Source organism: Achromobacter sp. 77 (genome assembly GCF_020541125.1).
Lineage (GTDB): Bacteria > Pseudomonadota > Gammaproteobacteria > Burkholderiales > Burkholderiaceae_B > Achromobacter > Achromobacter mucicolens.
In genome coordinates this window covers 4,349,522-4,367,629 of the sequence record NZ_CP059848.1, presented here as the reverse complement: position 1 = coordinate 4,367,629, position 18,108 = coordinate 4,349,522, and the positions used below count along the sequence as shown (strand labels likewise).

General features: G+C 66.4%; 16 protein-coding genes. 6 read left to right on the top strand and 10 right to left on the bottom strand.

Annotated features, from left to right (window positions below; translation table 11 throughout):
* Positions 1-102 precede the first annotated feature (102 nt).
* Positions 103-1,662 (top strand): acetolactate synthase large subunit, encoded by a 1,560-nt coding sequence (locus H4P35_RS20250; RefSeq protein WP_226846691.1) that lies wholly within the window; start codon positions 103-105, stop codon positions 1,660-1,662.
* A 55-nt stretch (positions 1,663-1,717) separates the two neighbouring features.
* Here H4P35_RS20250 and H4P35_RS20245 read toward each other — a convergent pair whose 3' ends face one another.
* The 8 genes from H4P35_RS20245 to H4P35_RS20210 form a co-directional block, all read right to left on the bottom strand.
* Positions 1,718-2,428 carry an ABC transporter ATP-binding protein gene (locus tag H4P35_RS20245; RefSeq protein WP_226846689.1) on the bottom strand — a complete coding sequence of 237 codons (711 nt, stop codon included), beginning with the start codon at positions 2,426-2,428 and terminating at the stop codon, positions 1,718-1,720.
* Positions 2,428-3,189, bottom strand: coding sequence for an ABC transporter ATP-binding protein (locus H4P35_RS20240; RefSeq protein ID WP_226846687.1), 762 nt, complete (start codon positions 3,187-3,189; stop codon positions 2,428-2,430). Before H4P35_RS20240 ends, H4P35_RS20245 begins: the two co-directional genes overlap by 1 nt.
* Positions 3,182-4,252 carry a branched-chain amino acid ABC transporter permease gene (locus tag H4P35_RS20235; protein ID WP_226846685.1) on the bottom strand — a complete coding sequence of 357 codons (1,071 nt, stop codon included), beginning with the start codon at positions 4,250-4,252 and terminating at the stop codon, positions 3,182-3,184. The genes H4P35_RS20240 and H4P35_RS20235 overlap by 8 nt, the downstream gene beginning before the upstream one ends.
* A gap of 28 nt (positions 4,253-4,280) precedes the next feature.
* Entirely contained in the window at positions 4,281-5,162 is an 882-nt protein-coding gene (locus H4P35_RS20230; RefSeq protein WP_056326745.1) for a branched-chain amino acid ABC transporter permease, read from the bottom strand.
* A 31-nt stretch (positions 5,163-5,193) separates the two neighbouring features.
* Complete coding sequence (locus H4P35_RS20225; protein WP_128827333.1) at positions 5,194-6,354, bottom strand: ABC transporter substrate-binding protein; 1,161 nt, start codon at positions 6,352-6,354, stop codon at positions 5,194-5,196.
* Positions 6,355-6,409: 55 nt separating this feature from the next.
* On the bottom strand, positions 6,410-7,234 hold the full coding sequence (locus tag H4P35_RS20220; protein WP_226846684.1) for an alpha/beta fold hydrolase: 825 nt from the start codon (positions 7,232-7,234) through the stop codon (positions 6,410-6,412).
* Positions 7,231-8,790, bottom strand: a complete 1,560-nt coding sequence (locus tag H4P35_RS20215) for a benzoate-CoA ligase family protein (protein WP_056326750.1) — start codon at positions 8,788-8,790, stop codon at positions 7,231-7,233. Before H4P35_RS20215 ends, H4P35_RS20220 begins: the two co-directional genes overlap by 4 nt.
* An 82-nt stretch (positions 8,791-8,872) precedes the next feature.
* On the bottom strand, positions 8,873-9,346 hold the full coding sequence (locus H4P35_RS20210) for a DUF4863 family protein (protein WP_226846682.1): 474 nt from the start codon (positions 9,344-9,346) through the stop codon (positions 8,873-8,875).
* Between the two features lie 176 nt (positions 9,347-9,522).
* Between H4P35_RS20210 and H4P35_RS20205 the strand changes: the two genes are divergently transcribed.
* The 5 genes from H4P35_RS20205 to H4P35_RS20185 all read left to right on the top strand — a co-directional run bounded on the left by H4P35_RS20205 (position 9,523) and on the right by H4P35_RS20185 (position 15,588).
* Complete coding sequence (locus H4P35_RS20205) at positions 9,523-10,431, top strand: helix-turn-helix transcriptional regulator (RefSeq protein ID WP_062841711.1); 909 nt, start codon at positions 9,523-9,525, stop codon at positions 10,429-10,431.
* 199 nt (positions 10,432-10,630) lie between these two features.
* Complete coding sequence (gene boxC, locus H4P35_RS20200; protein WP_226846680.1) at positions 10,631-12,301, top strand: 2,3-epoxybenzoyl-CoA dihydrolase; 1,671 nt, start codon at positions 10,631-10,633, stop codon at positions 12,299-12,301.
* 46 nt (positions 12,302-12,347) lie between these two features.
* Entirely contained in the window at positions 12,348-13,775 is a 1,428-nt protein-coding gene (boxB, locus tag H4P35_RS20195) for a benzoyl-CoA 2,3-epoxidase subunit BoxB (RefSeq protein ID WP_056326758.1), read from the top strand.
* Between the two features lie 41 nt (positions 13,776-13,816).
* Entirely contained in the window at positions 13,817-15,073 is a 1,257-nt protein-coding gene (gene boxA, locus H4P35_RS20190; RefSeq protein ID WP_226846678.1) for a benzoyl-CoA 2,3-epoxidase subunit BoxA, read from the top strand.
* A gap of 71 nt (positions 15,074-15,144) precedes the next feature.
* Complete coding sequence (locus H4P35_RS20185) at positions 15,145-15,588, top strand: MaoC family dehydratase (protein WP_056326762.1); 444 nt, start codon at positions 15,145-15,147, stop codon at positions 15,586-15,588.
* Positions 15,589-15,597: 9 nt separating this feature from the next.
* On the opposite strand, the gene H4P35_RS20180 is transcribed toward H4P35_RS20185, so the two are convergent.
* Positions 15,598-16,584 carry a TRAP transporter substrate-binding protein gene (locus tag H4P35_RS20180; protein ID WP_056326764.1) on the bottom strand — a complete coding sequence of 329 codons (987 nt, stop codon included), beginning with the start codon at positions 16,582-16,584 and terminating at the stop codon, positions 15,598-15,600.
* Between the two features lie 254 nt (positions 16,585-16,838).
* On the bottom strand, positions 16,839-18,032 hold the full coding sequence (locus tag H4P35_RS20175) for an acyl-CoA dehydrogenase (RefSeq protein ID WP_056326766.1): 1,194 nt from the start codon (positions 18,030-18,032) through the stop codon (positions 16,839-16,841).
* Between the last annotated feature and the right edge of the window lie 76 nt (positions 18,033-18,108).

Here is an 18,108-nt window from a genome sequence, read left to right as displayed (position 1 = left end):
CGTAAATGGCTCTATCGCGAATCCGCCAGGCTCCCTATGATGTCCGTTGCGCGGGTGGCCATGCCACCCGCACTGCCATTGATAACTACCAGGGAAACAACGATGAACGGCGCCGACAGCCTCTGCGACACCTTGCTTGCCAATGATGTGGACGTTTGCTTTGCAAATCCGGGCACATCCGAGATGCACTTTGTGGCGGCCCTGGATCGCAAGCCCAAAATGCGCTGCGTGCTGGGCCTGTTTGAAGGCGTGGTGACTGGCGCCGCCGACGGCTACGCCCGCATGGCCGACAAGCCGGCGGCGACGTTGCTGCATCTGGGCCCGGGCCTGGGCAATGGCCTTGCCAACCTGCACAACGCCAAGCGCGCGCGCACCCCCATGGTCAACATCGTGGGCGACCACGCCACGTATCACGTCCAGTACGACGCGCCGCTGACCAGCGACGTGGAGGGCGTGGCGCGGCCGATGTCGCACTGGGTCAAGCGCACCATGACGGCCTCGGCCCTGTCCGCGGATGCCGCCGAGGCCGTCGCCGTGGCGCGCCGCGCGCCGGGCAACATCGCCACCCTGATCCTGCCGGCTGACACGGCCTGGACCGAATTGCCCGATAACGCGCCCGCGCCCATCGTGGCCAAGGACGACGCGCTGGCGCAGACCACCGCCGATGCCGTGCGCGCCGCCGCTGCGGCCATCCGCTCGGGCGAAGTCACCGTGCTGATGCTGGGCGGCGCCGCGCTGCGCGAGCGCGCATTGAACGCGGCGGGGCGCATTGCACGCGCGACCGGCGTGCGCTTGGTATCGGAAACGTCGAACCGCCGCATCGAGCGCGGCGGCTCGCGCACCCCGGTGGACCGCCTGCCGTATCCGATCGATCTGGCCGTCGCCAAGCTCAAGGACGTCAAGCACCTGGTGATGGCGGGCGCCAAGTCGCCGGTCGGTTTCTTTGCCTATCCGGGCAAGCCCAGCCTGCTGGCGCCGCAGGACAGCAACCAGGTGGTGCTGGCCACGGCCGACCAGGACCTGCCGCACGCGCTGGAGTGGCTGGCCGATGAACTGGGCATCGCCGCCGATGCGCCGCGCCTGACGGCGCCCGCCGCCAGTTATGAAGTGCCCGCGTCCGGCAAGCTGACCGGTGCCGCCGTCAACATCCTGATCGCGCATCATCTGCCCGAACAGGCCATCGTCTGCGACGAGTCCATCACGCAGGGCCGCGAGTTTCCGCTGTACAGCGTCAGCAGCGCGCCGCACGACTGGCTGATGCTGACGGGCGGCGCGATCGGCATCGGCCTGCCGCTGGCGACGGGCGCGGCAGTGGCGTGCCCCGACCGCAAGGTGGTGACCTTGCAGGCGGACGGCAGCGGCATGTACACGCTGCAGGCCTTGTGGACGCAGGCGCGCGAAAACCTGGATTGCCTCACCATCATCCTGGCCAACCGTTCCTACGCCACGCTGCATGGCGAGATGAAGAACGTGGGCGTGCAGGAACCCGGCCGCAATGCGCGCCGCATGCTGGACCTGCAGGATCCGCATCTTGAATGGACCCATCTGGCCCGCGGCATGGGCGTGGAAGCGGTCAGCGTGGATACGGTTGAAGGCTTTGCGCGCGCGCTGGCCGAAGGCCTGAAGCGGCGCGGTCCCTTCCTGATCGAAGCGGTGATCTGACGGTTGCCGCCGTGGCGCGGACGCTTCGTGGATCTTCTCCCCACGCGCCGCGCCGCTACACCCCCAGATAGCGCGTCAACTGCTCGGGCTGCCGGGCCAGCGACGCGCTGTCGCCATCCTGCACGATCAATCCCTTTTCCATCACTAGGCACCGGTCGGTGTGTTCCAGCACCGCGCGGTAGTTGCGGTCCACGATCAGCGTGGACATGCCGGTGGCGCGGATCTCGCGGATGATGCGCCAAATCTCCGCCACGATCAGCGGCGCCAGGCCCTCGGTGGCTTCGTCCAGAATCAGGAGGTCGGGGTTGGTCATCAGCGCGCGGCCGATGGCCAGCATCTGCTGTTCGCCGCCCGACAACTGCTGGCCGCCGTGGGCGAGGCGTTCGCGCAGCCGGGGAAACGTGTCCAGCACGCGCGCATAGGTCCAGTCCTGGCCCGCGCGCTTGCCCGGGCGCGCCGCGACTTGCAGGTTCTCGCGCACGTTCAGGTTGGGAAAGATGCCGCGGCCCTCGGGCACATAGGCCACCCCCATCCGTGCGATCGCGTGCGGCTGCGCGTGGGTGCAGTCGCTGCCGCGCACGCGCACGTTGCCCTGCGCGCTTTTCACGTGGCCCATCAGGCTGCGGATGAGCGTGGTCTTGCCCATGCCATTGCGGCCCACCAGTCCCACCGATTCGCCCGGCGCGATGTGCATGTCCACGCCCCGCAGAACGTGACTGGCGCCGTAGTACACGTGCAGGCCGTCTGCTTCGATCAGCGCGTGCATCAATGTGCTCCTTGTCCGTCTTCGCCCAGGTAGGCGGTACGCACCTCCGGATTGGCGCGGATCTGTGCAGGGGCGCCGCTGGCGATGGCGCTGCCGTTGACCATGACGGTGATGGTTTCGGCAATGCGGAACACGGCGTCCATGTCGTGCTCGACCAGCAGGATCGCGTGGCCCGCCTTCAATGTCTGCAGCAGATCCAGGATGCGGTCGGTTTCCTCGGGGCCCATGCCCGCCAGCGGTTCGTCCAGCAGCAGCACCTGCGGTTCGCCCGCCAGGCACATCGCGATTTCGAGCTGACGCTTGCGGCCGTGCGGCAGCAGGCCGGCTGGCTGCCGCGCGTCGCCGGCCAGGCCCGTGCGGTCCAGCGCCGCGCCCGCCAGCTCGGCGCTGCGCCGGCAGCTGGCGGCATCGCGCCACCAGTGCCAGAAGCGCTGCCGGCTGGCCTGCGCGGCCAGCCGGCAGTTTTCAAACACACTCAGCTCAGGAAAGATCGTGGATCGCTGGTAGCTGCGGCCCAGCCCCGCGCGCGCCCGTTCGGGCTGAGGCCAGGTGGTGATGTCGCGGCTGCCCAGCGTGACCTGGCCGCTGCTGGCCGCCAGTTCACCGGACAGGATGTTGATGAGCGTGGACTTGCCCGCGCCGTTGGTGCCGATCACGGCATGCACCTGGCCGCGCAGCAGATCGAGCGATACACCGTTGACCGCGGTAAGACCGCCGAAGCGGCGCGTGACCGCGGCGGCCGAGAGCAGGACATCAGACATGGCGTTCTCCCTGGAGGGGCAGGCGCGCGGCCGCCGGTTTGCTTTCCGCGCGGGCCGGGGGCGCCGCGTCTTTGCGAACGTCCGCGGCTCGCGCCTGGCGGCGTTCGCGCCATTGGGCCGGCAGACCTGCCAGCCCGTTCGGCAACAGCGCCACCAGCGCGATGATCGCCAGGCCCAGCGGCAGGTGCCAATGGCGTGCGTAATCGCCAAACAGGTCCTGCGACTGGAACAGCTCTTGCAGCAGCACCATCGTCACGGTGCCCAGCACTGCGCCGCCCAGGCTGCCCATGCCGCCCAGGATGACCATCAGCAGCACCAGCCCCGACTGTTCCCAGGCCAACAGCTCCGGCGTGACGAAGCCATCTTTCAGCGCGAACAGAAAGCCCGCCAGGCCGGCCAGCGTGGCACCGACGACATAGGCGGCGAGCTTGTACGGATAGGTCGAATAGCCTGCCGCGCGCATGCGCTGTTCGTTGATGCGGATGCCGGCAAGCGCCGCGCCGAATGGCGAGCGGCGCAGCAACGCCAGAAAGCCCCACGTCAGCGCCAGGCAGGCAAGGACAAAGAAATAGAACGTGCCGGCGTTGCCAAGATCGAACGGCATCCAGCCGCCGAGCGAGAGTTCCGGCCGGAAATACAGGTAGATGCCGTCGCTGCCGCCGCCGATCTTGGTGTCGTGGAACACGTAGTACGCCATCTGCGAGAACGCCAGCGTGACCATGATGAAGTACACGCCGCGCGTACGCAGCGCGAGCGCGCCGGTCACCAGGGCGTACGCGGCGGCCGCCAGGAGGGCGGCCGGCAGCAGCCACCCCAGGCTGCCCGCTTCCGATTCGGGCGACAACAGCGCTGCCACGTAGGCGCCAATGCCGAAGAACGCCGCGTGTCCCAGGCTCACCAACCCCGCGCCGCCCACCAGCAGTTGCAGGCTGAGCGCGAAGATCGCGTAGATCATGATCTTCACTGCCAGGCCGGTGTAGTAATCGCTGGCGCTGAAGGAAAAGGCCGCCAGCGCCAGCAGCGTGGCGATGGGCAGAAGTCGGTTGAGCAGAGGCGCGCGCATGCGTGGGTCCTTTTGAGGTCGACAGGACCTAGCCCTGTTTGAACAGCCCTTCGGGCTTGCAGAGAAGAATGAGGGCCATCAGCAGATAGACCAGCACGCCCGCCGCGGAAGGGAACAGCACCTGGCCGAAGGTTTCGGCAAAGCCCACCAGCATCGCGGCCAGGAAGGCGCCGCGAATCGACCCGATGCCGCCGATCACCACCACCACGAAACAGATGATGAGCACGCCGTTGCCCATGCCGGGATACACGGACGACACGGGCGCGGCGATGCTGCCGGCCAGCGCCGCCAGCGCCACGCCCGCGGCGAACACGACGCGGTAGAGCTTGTTGATGTCGATGCCCAGCGAGCTGATCATTTCGCGGTTGCTGGCGCCGGCGCGCAGCATCATGCCCAGCCGCGTGCGCGAGATCATCCAGTACAGCAGCAGCGCGACGACAATGCCCACGGCGGAAATGAAAAGGCGGTAGACGGGATAGGTCATCACGTCGCCCAGCGCAATGCTGCCGCGCAGCCATTCGGGCAGCGGCACGCCATGCACGTCGTTGCCCACCAGAATGCTGCGCAGTTCCTCGAACACCAGGATCAGGCCGTACGTCATCAGCACCTGCTGCAGGTGATTGCGCTTGTACAGGTAGCTGAAAAACGCGGCTTCCAGCAGGTATCCCATCACGCCGGCCGCCAGCACGCAGACGGCCAGCGTGGTGAGAAACCCGCCGCCCAGCCAGCGGTCGACCAGCGGGCCCAGCGCGAACGCCATGTACGCGCCGATCATGTAGAAGCTGCCGTGCGCCAGGTTGATGATGCCCATGATCCCGAAGATCAGCGTCAGGCCGCTGGCCACCAGGAACAGCAGCAAGCCGTACTGGAATGCGTTCAGGCTCTGGATGAGCAGGATGCTGATGTCCATGGGGCCTCCCGTGGCGGACGCGTTCGGCGGGCTACAGCTTGCAGCCGCGGGCGGGGTCGGCCAGCTTCTGCACCGCGACCTCGACGACCTTGTTTTCCAGGCCGTCGACGCGGCGCAGGTAGATGTCCTGCACTGGATTGCCGGCCTTGGACAGCGTGAACGAGCCGCGCGGGCTGTCCACGGTGGCCGTGCGCATGGCGCTGCGGAAGGCGTCTTTCTTCGTGAAGTCGCCCTTCACGGCGGTCAGCCCCGACTGCATGAGCTGCGCGGCGTCATAGCCTTGCACCGCGTAGACGTCCGGCTGCATCTTGTACGCCTTGGAATAATCGGCGCGGAAGGCGTTGTCGCGCGGCGTGTTCAGGCCGTCGGCGTAATGCAGCGTGGTCAAGAGCCCCTGCGCCGATGCGCCTTGCGCCTGCAGCGTGCCGTCCGTCAAAAAGCCCGAGCCGTACAGCGGAATCGTCTTGTCCAGGCCTGCCGCGTGGTAGTCCTGCACGAACTTCACGGCGCCGCCGCCCGCAAAGAAGGTGAACACCATGTCGGGCTTGAGCGCGGCAATCTCGGTCAGGAGCGACTGGAATTCCACGTTGGGAAACGGCAGGCTCAGTTCGCGCACGACCTTGCCGCCGGCCTTCTCGAAACCTTCCTTGAAGCCGCCGATGGCCTCGTCGCCCGCCGCGTACTTCCAGGTGATGGTCACGGCGGTCTTGTGGCCCTTGGCGTACGCCACCGGGCCCATGGCATAGGCCGGCTGCCAGTTGGTGAACGAGGTGCGGAAGATGCCTGGGCCGCACAGCGGACCGGTAATCGCGTTGGCGCCCGCGTTGGTGACGATCAGCGTGGTGTCGGCGTCCTTGGCCGCCTTGGCCAGCGCCATCGCCACGCCGGAGTGCACGGTGCCGATCAGCACGTCGACCTGATCTCGCTTGATGAGGCGATTGGCGTTCTCGGCGGCCTTGGCCGGATTGGATTCGTCGTCCACCTTGAAGTATTCGATCTCGCGTCCGCCGAGTTTGCCGCCTTGCTCGGCAACGTAGAGCTTGAAGCCGTTCTCGATGGCGTTGCCCAGCGCGGCAAACGTGCCGCTGTAGGGCAGCATGAAGCCGACCTTGAGCTTGTCGTCGGCGTGCGCGCCGCTTGCGGCGATCGTCAGGGCGGCGGCCAGCGCGGCCCGGGTCAGGACGTGGTTCATGGTTTGTCTCCGTGCTTGTTATGGGCGGACGCTCGGCCTTGATGCGCGGCCTGTGTCAACCGGGTTTTTCCAGCGCGCCGACAAAGCGTGCGACGGCCTGGATAACGGTGGCGGGCTGATCCCGGTGCGGCGAATGGCCGCAATCCGGAATCTCCAGCAGTTCGGTTTGCGGCGCGCGCCGGCGGATGCCGTGCACCTGCGCCAGCGTGCCGTATTCGTCGCCGGTGCCCTGAATGGCCAGCACGGGACAGGCGATGCGGCTCAGATCGTCTTCGATGTTCCAGGCGCGAAATTCCGGGTTCAGCCAGATGTCGTTCCAGCCCCAGAACGCGGAGTCGACATCCTGGTGATGGCGGCTCAGGCGCGCGCGCAGATCCGATTCCAGATAGGCGCGGCGCGCGGCCGCGATGCTGGTGACGGACACATCTTCGACAAGGATGTGGGGGGCTGCCGCGATCACACCGGCGACCGCGTCCGGATACCGGGCGGCGTAAAGCAACGCGATCGAGCCGCCGTCGCTGTGGCCGAACAGTACCGGCTTGTCGCGGCGCGCATTCACCCCCAGGACCTCCAGCAAGGCCGGCAGGACGTCGTGCGCTTCGCGGTGCATGAAGTCCACGGTCCACGCATCTTCCCGCGGGCGCGCGGTGGACCGGCCGTATCCGTAGCGCGAATACACCAGCCCGCGGCAGCCGGCCGCCTCGCACACCTGCGTGGGCCAGTCCTTCCACATCGATACCGATCCCAACCCTTCATGCAGGAAAACGATGAGCGGGGCGTCCTTGCGCTCCGGCGCGATCCAGCGGCATTCCAGCCGCAGATCGCGCCCGCGCGCGTGGACGCCGGCAAAGACCGTATCCGAGTCGGCGGCCGCCGTCATAGCGATGCCTCTTCCAGCGCCCGCAGGCGAAAGCGCTGGATCTTGCCGGTGGCGGTCTTGGGCAGTTCCTCCAGGAAATCGATCTGGCGCGGATACTTGAAGGGCGCCAGGTGTTGCTTCACGTAATGCTGCAAGGCGGCGCCCGTCTGCGCGTCCGGTTCGAAGCCGTCGCGCAGCACCACATAGGCCTTGGTCTTGACCAGCCCGTCGTGGTCCGGCACCCCGATCACGGCCGCTTCCAGCACCGCCTCGTGCTGGATCAGAATATTTTCGACCTCCACCGGCGACACATACTGGCCGCTGACCTTGATCATGTCGTCGCTGCGACCGGCATAGGTGTAGTAGCCGTCGGGATCGCAAACGTATTTGTCGCCGCTTTTCAACCAGTCGCCCAGAAAGCACTGGCGTGTCTTGTCGCGGTTGTTCCAGTACATCAGCGCGGCGCTGGGCCCCTTGATGTATAGATCGCCGATGGCGCCGGGCGCGACGGGCGCGCCGTTGTCGTCGCGCAGTTGCACCTCATAGCCCGGCACGGGCTTGCCCGTGGTGCCGTAGCGCAATTGCCCCGAGCGGTTGGAAATGAAGATGTGCAGCATCTCGGTCGAGCCGATGCCGTCCAGAATTTCACAGCCGAAATGCCGCGTGAAACGCTCGCCGATATCGCGCGGCAACGCTTCGCCGGCGGATGTGCAGACGCGCATCGCCACCTGCTCGCGGGGCGGCAGGTCGGGCGAGGCCAGCATGCTGGCATACAGCGTCGGCACGCCGTAGAACACGGTGGGGCGATGCCGCACCAGGCGCTGGAACACGGCTTGCGGCGTGGGGCGCTCGGCCATCAGCACGACCGTGGCGCCCACCGACAGTGGAAAGGTCAGGCCGTTGCCCAGGCCGTATGCGAAGAACAGCTTCGCGGCCGAGAACACCACGTCGCTCTCGCGGATGCCGAGCACCGGCTTGGCGTACAGTTCCGCCGTGTGCCAGAGGTTGCCGTGAGTGTGCACCACGCCCTTGGGCTTGCCGGTCGAACCGGATGAATACAGCCAGAATGCGATTTCGTCGGATAGCGTGCGGGCCGCGGGCGCCAGCGGGGCGGCGGCCAGCAGCGTGTCGAACGCGTGGGCGCCATCGGGCAAGGCCGCGCCGGGCTGCGACACCACCAGATGTTCGACATCCGCCGGCGCCTGAGCCAGCGCCGCCTGCAGCACCGGCAGCAGGGCGCCGGACACGAACACGGCGCGCACACGGCTGTGCGCAATGATGTAGGCGTAATCGTCGGCGGTGAGCAGGGTATTGACAGCCACCGGCACCACGCCGGCGTGCAGGGCGCCCAGAAACGCCACCGGCCAGTCGGCCGTGTCCTGCATCAGCACCAGGATGCGTTCCTCGCGGCGCAGGCCCAGGTTGCGCAGCGCGCCGGCCATGCGGGCCACCCGCTCGGCCAGCTCGCCATACGTGAGCTGGCGCGTGTCGTCGATGTAAGCCGGCTTGGCGGCGCGCGGTGCGTTCAGCGCGGCAAGATGGCTGGCGAAATTCAGTTCGGCGGGGCAGGTATTCACGGTTGTCTCCTGGTGTCCTGGTGGGTGGACGCCGTGCCTGTGGTTGTTGTTGGCGGCACGGTTGCGGCGTCCGGGCCGGTTTTCAGCCGGGGCGCGTGAATTCGATGGCCCCGCCGGGCAGCAGATACAGCACGAGGGCCCGGCCGTGCGTGACGGTGGGGCTATGGGCCGAGCCCGGTCCGTAGACCAGCCAGCCCGCGCCGTGGCCGTCAAAGCGCGCGTCGTCGGTAAGCGGCATGATCATGTCGATCTCGCCGTTGGGATGGGCGTGGTGCGGGCCGGCCAGGTCATTCATGTCGACGACGTCCACCGAGCAGCCGCCCAGGTCGTCGGCGGGCTTGATGACCCGGCCGTACTTGATGCCGCCGCCTTCGCGGTTGCACATCCAGCCGTCGGCCACGCCCTGCCTACAGGTGGCAAAGATGTCCTGGAACAGGGCGCTCTCTGGGCCGGCCGCCTGGTTGAGCCGGGCCTGCAGCGCCGCGTCCAGCGGCTGGCCGGCCGTCAGGCGCGTCACATCGCGCATCAGGGCGTGGAATTGGTCGGGCGTACTCACCAAGCGGCTCCTTTACACTGTCGGCGCTCAGGCAGTCCGCATTCGGACTGCTGTTTTTTTGCACCGGATCGGCTGTGGACTCGTTGGATGGAAAAATAGTGCTTCCGTTGATGTGGGTCAAGCACTATAGTGCATAAAAGAGCGGTAATCAGGGTTTTTGCGGAGTCAGTCGAACCATGAATCAAGCGCTAGACACGGCGCCCATCGAGCCCCGGCGCGAGCCCTTCCTGATCGCCCTGGGCGAGCGCGTGCGCCGCCTGCGCGCCATCCGCGGCATGACGCGCAAAGGCTTGTCGCAGGCGACCGGCGTATCCGAACGTCATCTCGCCAACCTGGAGCACGGCGTCGGCAATGCGTCCATCCTGGTGCTGCTGCAGATTGCCCGGGCGTTCAACTGCGCGCTGGCCGAACTGGTCGGCGACGTCACCACGGAATCGCCAGACTGGCTACTGATCCGGGAGTTGCTGAGCGGGCGCACCGAGTCCGATCTGCAGCGGGCGCGCGAGGCGCTGACGCAGCTGTTCGGCGTGGGGGCGGGCGCGCAGCGGCCCAACCGCACGCAGCGCGTGGCGCTCATCGGCTTGCGCGGCGCGGGCAAGTCGACGCTGGGCCAGATGCTGGCCGACGACCTGGGCTATCCGTTCGTGGAACTGAACCGCGAGATCGAGCGGGTGGCCGGCTGCGGCATCCTGGAAATCCATAACCTGTATGGTCCAAACGCCTATCGACGCTACGAACGGCGCGCGCTCGAAGAGGCGGTGCAGATCTATCCGGAAATGGTGCTGGCCACGCCGGGCGGGCTGGTGTCCGAACCCGCCACGCTCAACCTTCTGCTGACCCATTGCTATACGGTCTGGCTGCGCGCCACGCCCGAAGAGCACATGGAACGCGTCATGGCGCAGGGCGACTTCCGCCCCATGTCGGGCAACAACGAAGCCATGTCCGACTTGAAGCGCATCCTGGCCGGGCGCGAAGCCTTCTACGCCAAAGCCGACCTGACCTGGGTGACCAGCAACCTGGAAGTGGCCGAAAGCTTCGCCGGCCTGCGCACGCAGGTGCGCAAGGCTTGCGGGTTGCCGTTGTAGCGCCGCCGGCCTGCCGCCTTCGTCTCCGAGGCCGCCCCATTCGGTGCGGCCTTTTTGCTGCGCGCCTGACACGCATCGCGACATGCACTTTCCTGCATATTCCGCTTGACGCTCCAAAACGCCTGCACTAATCTGCATAATAATTCATGTAGTGCAGTATTTTTCCTGTCAACGAACAGGGCGTACGAGGAGACACACGATGAGCAGTCCCATCAACCGGGTCGACTTCCGGACCGATCCCGCCCAGTACCGGCACTGGCGCCTGACTTTCGACGGTGCGGTCGCCACCCTGGCCATGGACGTGGCCGAAGACGGCGGCCTGCGCCCCGGCTACAAGCTCAAGCTCAATTCGTACGACCTGGGCGTCGACATCGAACTGCACGACGCCCTGCAACGCATCCGCTTCGAACACCCCGAGGTGCGCAGCGTGGTCGTCACCAGCATGAAAGACCGCATCTTCTGTTCCGGCGCCAACATTTTCATGCTGGGGTTGTCCACCCACGCCTGGAAGGTCAACTTCTGCAAGTTCACCAATGAAACCCGTAACGGCATCGAAGACTCCAGCCGCCACGGCGGGCTGAAGTTCATTGCGGCGTTGAACGGCGCGTGCGCGGGGGGCGGCTATGAATTGGCCCTGGCCTGCGATGAAATCCTGCTGATCGACGACCGTTCGTCGTCCGTGGCCCTGCCCGAAGTGCCGCTGCTGGGCGTGCTGCCCGGCACGGGCGGCCTGACCCGCGTCACCGACAAGCGGCGCGTGCGGCACGATCATGCCGACATCTTCTGCACGCTGGTCGAGGGCGTGCGCGGGCAACGCGCCAAGGACTGGCGGCTGGTGGACGACGTGGTCAAGCCAGCCCGCTTCGAGGAAGAAGTCCGTGCCCGCGCCCTGGCGCTCGCGCAGGACAGCCACCGCCCGGCGGACGAGCAGGGCGTGTCGCTGACGCCGCTGCACCGCACCGAGACCGAGACCAGCCTGTCCTACCGCTACGTCGACGTGCAGCTCGACCGCGAAAAGCGTCAGGCGACGTGGACGGTGCGTGCGCCGCAAGGCCGCGTCGAAACGGAATTGCCGGACATCGTTGCCGCGGGCGCCGCCTGGTGGCCGCTGCAGATGGCGCGCGAACTGGACGACGCCATCCTGTCGATGCGCACCAACGAGCTGGACATCGGCACCTGGATCCTGAAGACGGAGGGCGACGCCGAGGCGGTGCTTGCGGCCGACGCGGCGCTGGAACGGCACGCCGACCAGTGGTTCGTGCGCGAGACCGCCGGCATGCTGCGCCGCACCCTGGCGCGGCTGGACGTGACGTCGCGCAGCCTGTTCGCGCTGATTGAACCGGGTTCATGCTTTGCCGGCACGCTGCTGGAACTGGCGCTGGCCGCGGACCGCAGCTACATGCTGGACGTTGAGGACGACGAAGCCATCGACGGCCCGCCGCCGCAGATCGTGGTGGGCGAGCGCAATTTCGGCGCGTACCCCATGGTGAACGGCCAGAGCCGCCTGCAACGGCGCTTTTACGGCGAGACGCAGCCGCTGGAGGCGGTGCGCGCGCAGGCCGGTCGCAGCCTGCCCGCATCCGCCGCGCTGGAACTGGGCCTCATTACCTACGCGCCCGACAGCATCGATTGGGACGACGAAGTGCGGCTGGCGCTGGAAGAGCGCCGCGCGCTGTCGCCCGATGCCTTGACCGGTCTGGAAGCCAACTTGCGCTTCGGCGGGCAGGAAACCATGGAAACCCGCATCTTCGGCCGGCTGACCGCCTGGCAGAACTGGATCTTCAACCGCCCCAACGCGGCGGGCGACAAGGGTGCGCTCAAGCTGTACGGCAAGGGCGAGCAGGCGGCATTCGACTGGAACCGCGTCTGAGCGCCGCGCGGCTGGCGGCCCATCTTAAAAAAATCAGGAGAGAGACATGTCCGGCATCAACTACAGCGACAAGATTCCCAATAACGTCAACCTGTCCGGCGACCGCGCGTTGCAGCGCGCGCTGGAACACTGGCAGCCCAACTACCTGCAATGGTGGCAGGACATGGGCCCCGACGGTTCGCACGGCTTTGACGTCTACCTGCGCACGGCGGTCAGCGTCGAGCCCGATGGCTGGGCCCACTTCAATCACGTGCGCATGCCCGACTACCGCTGGGGCATCTTCCTGGCGCCGCAGGACGGCCAGCGCAAGATCCATTTTGGCGAAAACATCGGCCGCGACGTGTGGCAGGACGTGCCGGGCGAACACCGCGCCAACCTGCGCCGCATCATCGTCACGCAGGGCGACACCGAACCGGCGTCGATCGAGCAACAGCGGCACCTGGGCCTGACCGCGCCATCGCAGTACGACCTGCGCAACCTGTTCCAGATCAACGTGGAAGAAGGGCGGCACCTGTGGGCAATGGTGTACCTGCTGCATCGCTATTTCGGCCGTGACGGGCGCGAGGAAGCCGATGCGCTGCTGCAACGCAGCTCGGGCGATTCGGACAACCCGCGCATCCTGGGCGCCTTCAACGAAAAGACGCCGGACTGGCTGGCGTTCTACATGTTCACCTACTTCACGGATCGCGACGGCAAGTTTCAGCTGTGCGCGCTGGCCGAATCCAGCTTCGACCCGCTGGCGCGCACCACCAAGTTCATGCTGACCGAGGAAGCGCACCACATGTTCGTGGGCGAGTCCGGCATTTCGCGCGTCATCCAGCGCACCTGCGAAGTGATGAAGGAACTGAAAACCGACGACCCGCAAGCCGTGCGCGCGGCGGGCGTGATCGACCTGCCCACCATTCAGCGCTACCTGAACTTCCACTACAGCGTGACCATTGATCTGTTCGGCGCGGACCAGTCGTCCAACGCCGCCATCTTCTACGGATCGGGCCTGAAGGGACGTTATGAAGAGAGCAAGCGCACCGACGACCATCAACTGAAGAACGACACGTACCGGGTGCTCAACGTCAGCAACGGCAAGCTGTCCGAGACCGAAGTGCCGATGCTCAATGCGCTGAACGAAGTGCTGCGCGACGACTTCATCCGCGATTCGGTGGCCGGCATCGGCCGCTGGAACAAGGTGATCGAAAAGAGCGGCCTGGCGTTTCGCCTGCAGGTGCCACACAAGGCGTTCAACCGCCAGATCGGCACCCTGGCCGGCATCCGCATGTCGCCGGAAGGCGAGATCCTGTCCGAGTCGCAATGGCAGGCCAACCAGCACAAGTGGCTGCCCACGCCGGAAGATCGCGCGTTCGTCGCGTCGCTGATGGGCCGCGTCACCGAGCCGGGCAAGTTCGCCAACTGGATCGCGCCGCCCGTCATGGGCATCAACCGCCAGCCGGTGAACTTCGAGTACGTGCGTTTCAACTAAAGGCCGCGCGGGCCGCGTGCCCGCGCGTAGGGAGGACGGCGATGAACGCCCCATTACCGGTGGAAGTCCTGAAGCAGCATCTGATCGATCCCGAGATCTGCATCCGCTGCAACACTTGCGAAGAGACCTGTCCGGTCGATGCGATCACCCACGATTCGAACAACTACGTGGTGGATCCCGAAATCTGCAACGGCTGCATGGCCTGCGTGCCGCCGTGCCCGACGGGCTCGATCGACAATTGGCGGCTGGTCGTGCGGGCCCAGGCCTATTCGGTGCAGGACCAATTGGGCTGGGAAGAGCTGCCGCAGGAAAAGCCGCTGCCGGTAGATGCGGCGGCGGGGGGCGAGGGCGGTCAGCCCATGCCGGCGCCGCAGGCCGAATCGGGCCTCGCGCAGGCGCCGGCCGTGACAGCCGCCACGCCCGGCGCCGCGGTGCCGCCGTGGTCGGCCGCGCACCCGTACGTGAATCTCTACACGCACAAGACGCCGATCACCGCGACCGTGGTGGGCAACTATCGCGTCACGGGCGCCGACACGGAAAGCGACATTCACCACATCGTGCTGGACTTCGGCGAGCAGCCGTTCCCGGTGCTGGAGGGCCAGTCCATCGGCATCCTGCCGCCGGGCGTGGATGCGCTGGGCCGGCCGCATCATGCGCGCCAGTATTCGCTGGCCAGTCCGCGCGACGGTGAACGGGCGGGATACAACAACCTGTCGCTGACGGTCAAACGCGTCACCCAGGACCACGGCGGCGCGGCCGCGCATGGCGTGTGTTCCAACTACCTGTGCGACCTGGCCAAGAACGACACCGTGCAGGTGATCGGCCCCTTCGGCCACACCTTCCTGATGCCGAACCACCCGCAGGCCAATCTCATCATGATCTGCACGGGCACGGGTTCGGCCCCGATGCGCGCGATGACCGAGCGCAGCCGCCGCCTGATCGGCACGGCGGATATCGGCAAGCTCATGCTTTTCTTCGGTGCGCGCACCGAACGTGAGCTGCCGTACTTTGGCCCGTTGATGAAGCTGCCGCGGGATTTCATCGACATCAACCTGGCGCTGTCGCGCGAACCCGGCCAGCCCAAGCGCTACGTGCAGGATCTGATCCGCGAACGGGCCGCGCACGTGCGCGGGCTGCTGGCCGACCGCAATACCTGCATCTATGTCTGCGGGCTGAAGGGCATGGAAGTCGGCGTGCTGGACGCCCTGCGCGACGTGGTGGTGCAGTCGGGCGAGGATTGGTCTATCCTGCATGATGCGCTGCGCCGTGAAGGCCGGCTGCACTTCGAGACGTACTGATTCCAACAACAGTTGCGTGACGAACGGCGCGCCTGGGCGCGCCGTTTTCGTTGGCAGGGGGAAAACACAACATGAAGTTCGCCGAATTCAAGGACGGCATGGTGATCAAGGCGGGGCCGGTCACCGTGACGGAAGCGGAGATCCTGGAGTTCGCCCGCAAGTACGATCCCCAGTGGTTCCATACCGATCCGCAGCGCGCCGCGGAAGGCCGCTGGGGCGGGCTGATCGCCAGCGGCTGGCACACCTGCGCGATGGCCATGCGCATGGCGGTCGACGCCGCCCTGCATGATTCCGAATCCTTCGGTTCGCCCGGCCTGGGCGAAGTCCGCTGGCGCACGCCGGTACGCCCCGGCGACACCCTGCGCCTGCACGCGCGCGTGCAGGGCGCGCGGCACTCGTCCTCGCGCCCGGACCTGGGCATCATCAACTGGGCATGGACGGTCGTGAACCAGCACGACGAAAGCGTGCTGGAAATGGACGCGACCAGCCTTTTTGACCTGTCCGGCAACAACTAGGCGCAGCGGCTACCGCTTGCTTGCCTGCTTGAGAATGGCGGCCGCCTCCGGGCCGGCCGCCGCCTTCCACGCGTTGATCGATTCGGCGGAAGCGTCCTTCAACGCCTTCTTCACCGCCGGGGGCACGGCGGTGTTGATCGCGACGCCGTTCTTGCGCATGTTCGCGTAGTTCTGCTGCAGGCGGCCCTCGATGCGTTTCCACTGCTCGGCCTCGGTCTGCGCGGCTGCCTGGTCGATGGCCTTGCGCGAGCGCGCATCCAGCGCCTCGTAGGCCTTCAGGTTCATCGTCGCCACCGAGACCGGCATGGCGTAGTTGATCTCGGCAAAATTCGGCAGGTATTCCCACAGCTTGCGGCCCGCGCCGCCATCGCCGGAAGACAGCACCGCGTTCACCTCGCCCGATGCGATGCGCGGCATGGCGTCCGCGAACGAAATGTTCTGCGCCTTTGCGCCGGCCCGCTGCATGACGTCCTGCGAGGTCGCGTCGTAAGTGCGGATGGAAAGCCGCTTGAGCGCCGCCACGCTGTCCAGCTTTTGCTTGGACCAGATGCCCGACGCGGGCCACGGCGTGGTGTAGAGCAGCTTCTGGCCATGCGCGGCCAGCAGTTTCTCGTACGCCGGGCGCGCCGCCTTGTTCAGATTGCGCGCCTTGGACAGCGAGTCGGCCAGAAAGGGCAGGGACGAGACGCCAAAGATCGGATACTTCGTGGCCAGCGCGCCGGCAAAGGCGTCGCCCGCATCCACCTTGCGCGTCTGCACGGCCTCGATCATGTCGCCTGACTTGATGCCCTTGGCCGCGTCGAAGCTCGCGTCGATGACGACATTGCCGGCCGACTTGGCCCGCACCAGTTCGGCGAACGTGGACACGCCTTGACCCGGCATGGACGTGGCCGGGTACTCGGTGGTCATGGTGAGCGTCGTGGCGGCCTGAGCGCCTTGGGCGATGAACGCCATGGCGACGACTGCCGCCAGGCGCAGGGGGGTGATGCCGTGCATGCGCGACTCCTCGTGAAGGGACCCGTGAAGCGTAAGAGGTATACAGGCGTACGCCTAGTCGGGCTTTCGGCAATGCGCAGGCGGGGAGGGATCGGACGTATGGCGTAGTCCGATACGGTCGGTGTCTGACACCCTGGGGGGATGTTCGTCAGCTTGTGCCGACGACGCAGAGGGTGTCAGACACCTGGTGTTGCAGCAGCGCGCAAAAAAAAACCGCCCAAGCGGGCGGCTTCTTCGCTACACCAGGCTGGCGATCAATAGAACGCCTGGATGCCGGTCTGGGCACGGCCCAGGATCAGGGCGTGCACGTCGTGGGTGCCTTCGTAGGTGTTGACCACTTCCAGGTTCACCAGGTGACGGGCCACGCCGAATTCGTCGGAGATGCCGTTGCCGCCCAGCATGTCGCGGGCCAGGCGGGCGATGTCCAGCGCCTTGCCGCACGAGTTGCGCTTCATGATCGAGGTGATTTCGACGGCGGCGGTGCCTTCGTCCTTCATGCGGCCCAGGCGCAGGCAGCCTTGCAGTGCCAGCGTGATTTCGGTCTGCATGTCGGCCAGCTTCTTCTGGATCAGCTGGTTGGCGGCGAGCGGGCGGCCGAACTGCTTGCGGTCCAGGGTGTATTGGCGGGCAGTGTGCCAGCAGGCTTCGGCGGCGCCGACAGCGCCCCAGGCGATGCCGTAGCGGGCAGAGTTCAGGCAGGTGAACGGACCCTTCAGGCCGGACACGCCGGGCATCATCTGGTCGGCGGACACTTCCACCTCGTCCATGACGATTTCACCGGTGATCGACGCGCGCAGGCCAACCTTGCCGTGAATGGCGGGGGCGGACAGGCCCTTCATGCCCTTTTCCAGGATGAAGCCGCGGATCTTGCCGTCGAAGTCGCCGCCGACGCACTTGGCCCACACCACGAACACGTCCGCGATCGGCGAGTTGGTGATCCACATCTTGTTGCCGCTCAGCTTGTAGCCGTCGGCGGTCTTGACGGCGCGGGTTTCCATGCCGTTGGGGTCGGAGCCGTGATTGGGTTCGGTCAGGCCGAAGCAGCCGATCCATTCGCCGCGCGCCAGCTTGGGCAGGTACTTCTTCTTTTGTTCTTCGCTGCCGAATTCGTTGATCGGCACCATGACCAGCGAGGACTGCACGCTCATCATCGAGCGGTAGCCGGAGTCGACGCGTTCGACTTCACGGGCGATCAAGCCGTAGCTGACGTAGTTCAGGCCAGCGCCGCCGTATTCGACGGGGATGGTGGCGCCCAGCAGGCCGAGCTCGCCCATTTCGGAGAAGATCTCGGGATCGGTCTTCTCGTTGCGGAAAGCGTTGAGCACGCGCGGCGCCAGCTTGTCCTGCGAGTAGGCGTAGGCGGCGTCGCGCACCATACGCTCTTCTTCGGTCAGCTGCTGATCCAGCAACAGGGGGTCTTGCCAGTGGAAGGAGGGGTTCGAGGACATGCTGGGTCTCCGCTATGGATTTCCGTGATCGGAATCTAGAAAGTTTAAACTTAAAATAATTCGGGCGGCAAGTTGG

Excerpts from the sequence above, each read along its gene's own strand:
- H4P35_RS20250 (WP_226846691.1), top strand. The coding sequence starts at position 103 with ATGAACGGCGCCGACAGCCTCTGCGACACCTTGCTTGCCAATGATGTG.
- H4P35_RS20245 (WP_226846689.1), bottom strand. The coding sequence starts at position 2,428 with ATGCACGCGCTGATCGAAGCAGACGGCCTGCACGTGTACTACGGCGCC.
- H4P35_RS20240 (WP_226846687.1), bottom strand. The coding sequence starts at position 3,189 with ATGTCTGATGTCCTGCTCTCGGCCGCCGCGGTCACGCGCCGCTTCGGC.
- H4P35_RS20235 (WP_226846685.1), bottom strand. The coding sequence starts at position 4,252 with ATGCGCGCGCCTCTGCTCAACCGACTTCTGCCCATCGCCACGCTGCTG.
- H4P35_RS20230 (WP_056326745.1), bottom strand. The coding sequence starts at position 5,162 with ATGGACATCAGCATCCTGCTCATCCAGAGCCTGAACGCATTCCAGTAC.
- H4P35_RS20225 (WP_128827333.1), bottom strand. The coding sequence starts at position 6,354 with ATGAACCACGTCCTGACCCGGGCCGCGCTGGCCGCCGCCCTGACGATC.
- H4P35_RS20220 (WP_226846684.1), bottom strand. The coding sequence starts at position 7,234 with ATGACGGCGGCCGCCGACTCGGATACGGTCTTTGCCGGCGTCCACGCG.
- H4P35_RS20205 (WP_062841711.1), top strand. The coding sequence starts at position 9,523 with ATGAATCAAGCGCTAGACACGGCGCCCATCGAGCCCCGGCGCGAGCCC.
- boxC (WP_226846680.1), top strand. The coding sequence starts at position 10,631 with ATGAGCAGTCCCATCAACCGGGTCGACTTCCGGACCGATCCCGCCCAG.
- boxB (WP_056326758.1), top strand. The coding sequence starts at position 12,348 with ATGTCCGGCATCAACTACAGCGACAAGATTCCCAATAACGTCAACCTG.
- boxA (WP_226846678.1), top strand. The coding sequence starts at position 13,817 with ATGAACGCCCCATTACCGGTGGAAGTCCTGAAGCAGCATCTGATCGAT.
- H4P35_RS20185 (WP_056326762.1), top strand. The coding sequence starts at position 15,145 with ATGAAGTTCGCCGAATTCAAGGACGGCATGGTGATCAAGGCGGGGCCG.
- H4P35_RS20180 (WP_056326764.1), bottom strand. The coding sequence starts at position 16,584 with ATGCACGGCATCACCCCCCTGCGCCTGGCGGCAGTCGTCGCCATGGCG.
- H4P35_RS20175 (WP_056326766.1), bottom strand. The coding sequence starts at position 18,032 with ATGTCCTCGAACCCCTCCTTCCACTGGCAAGACCCCCTGTTGCTGGAT.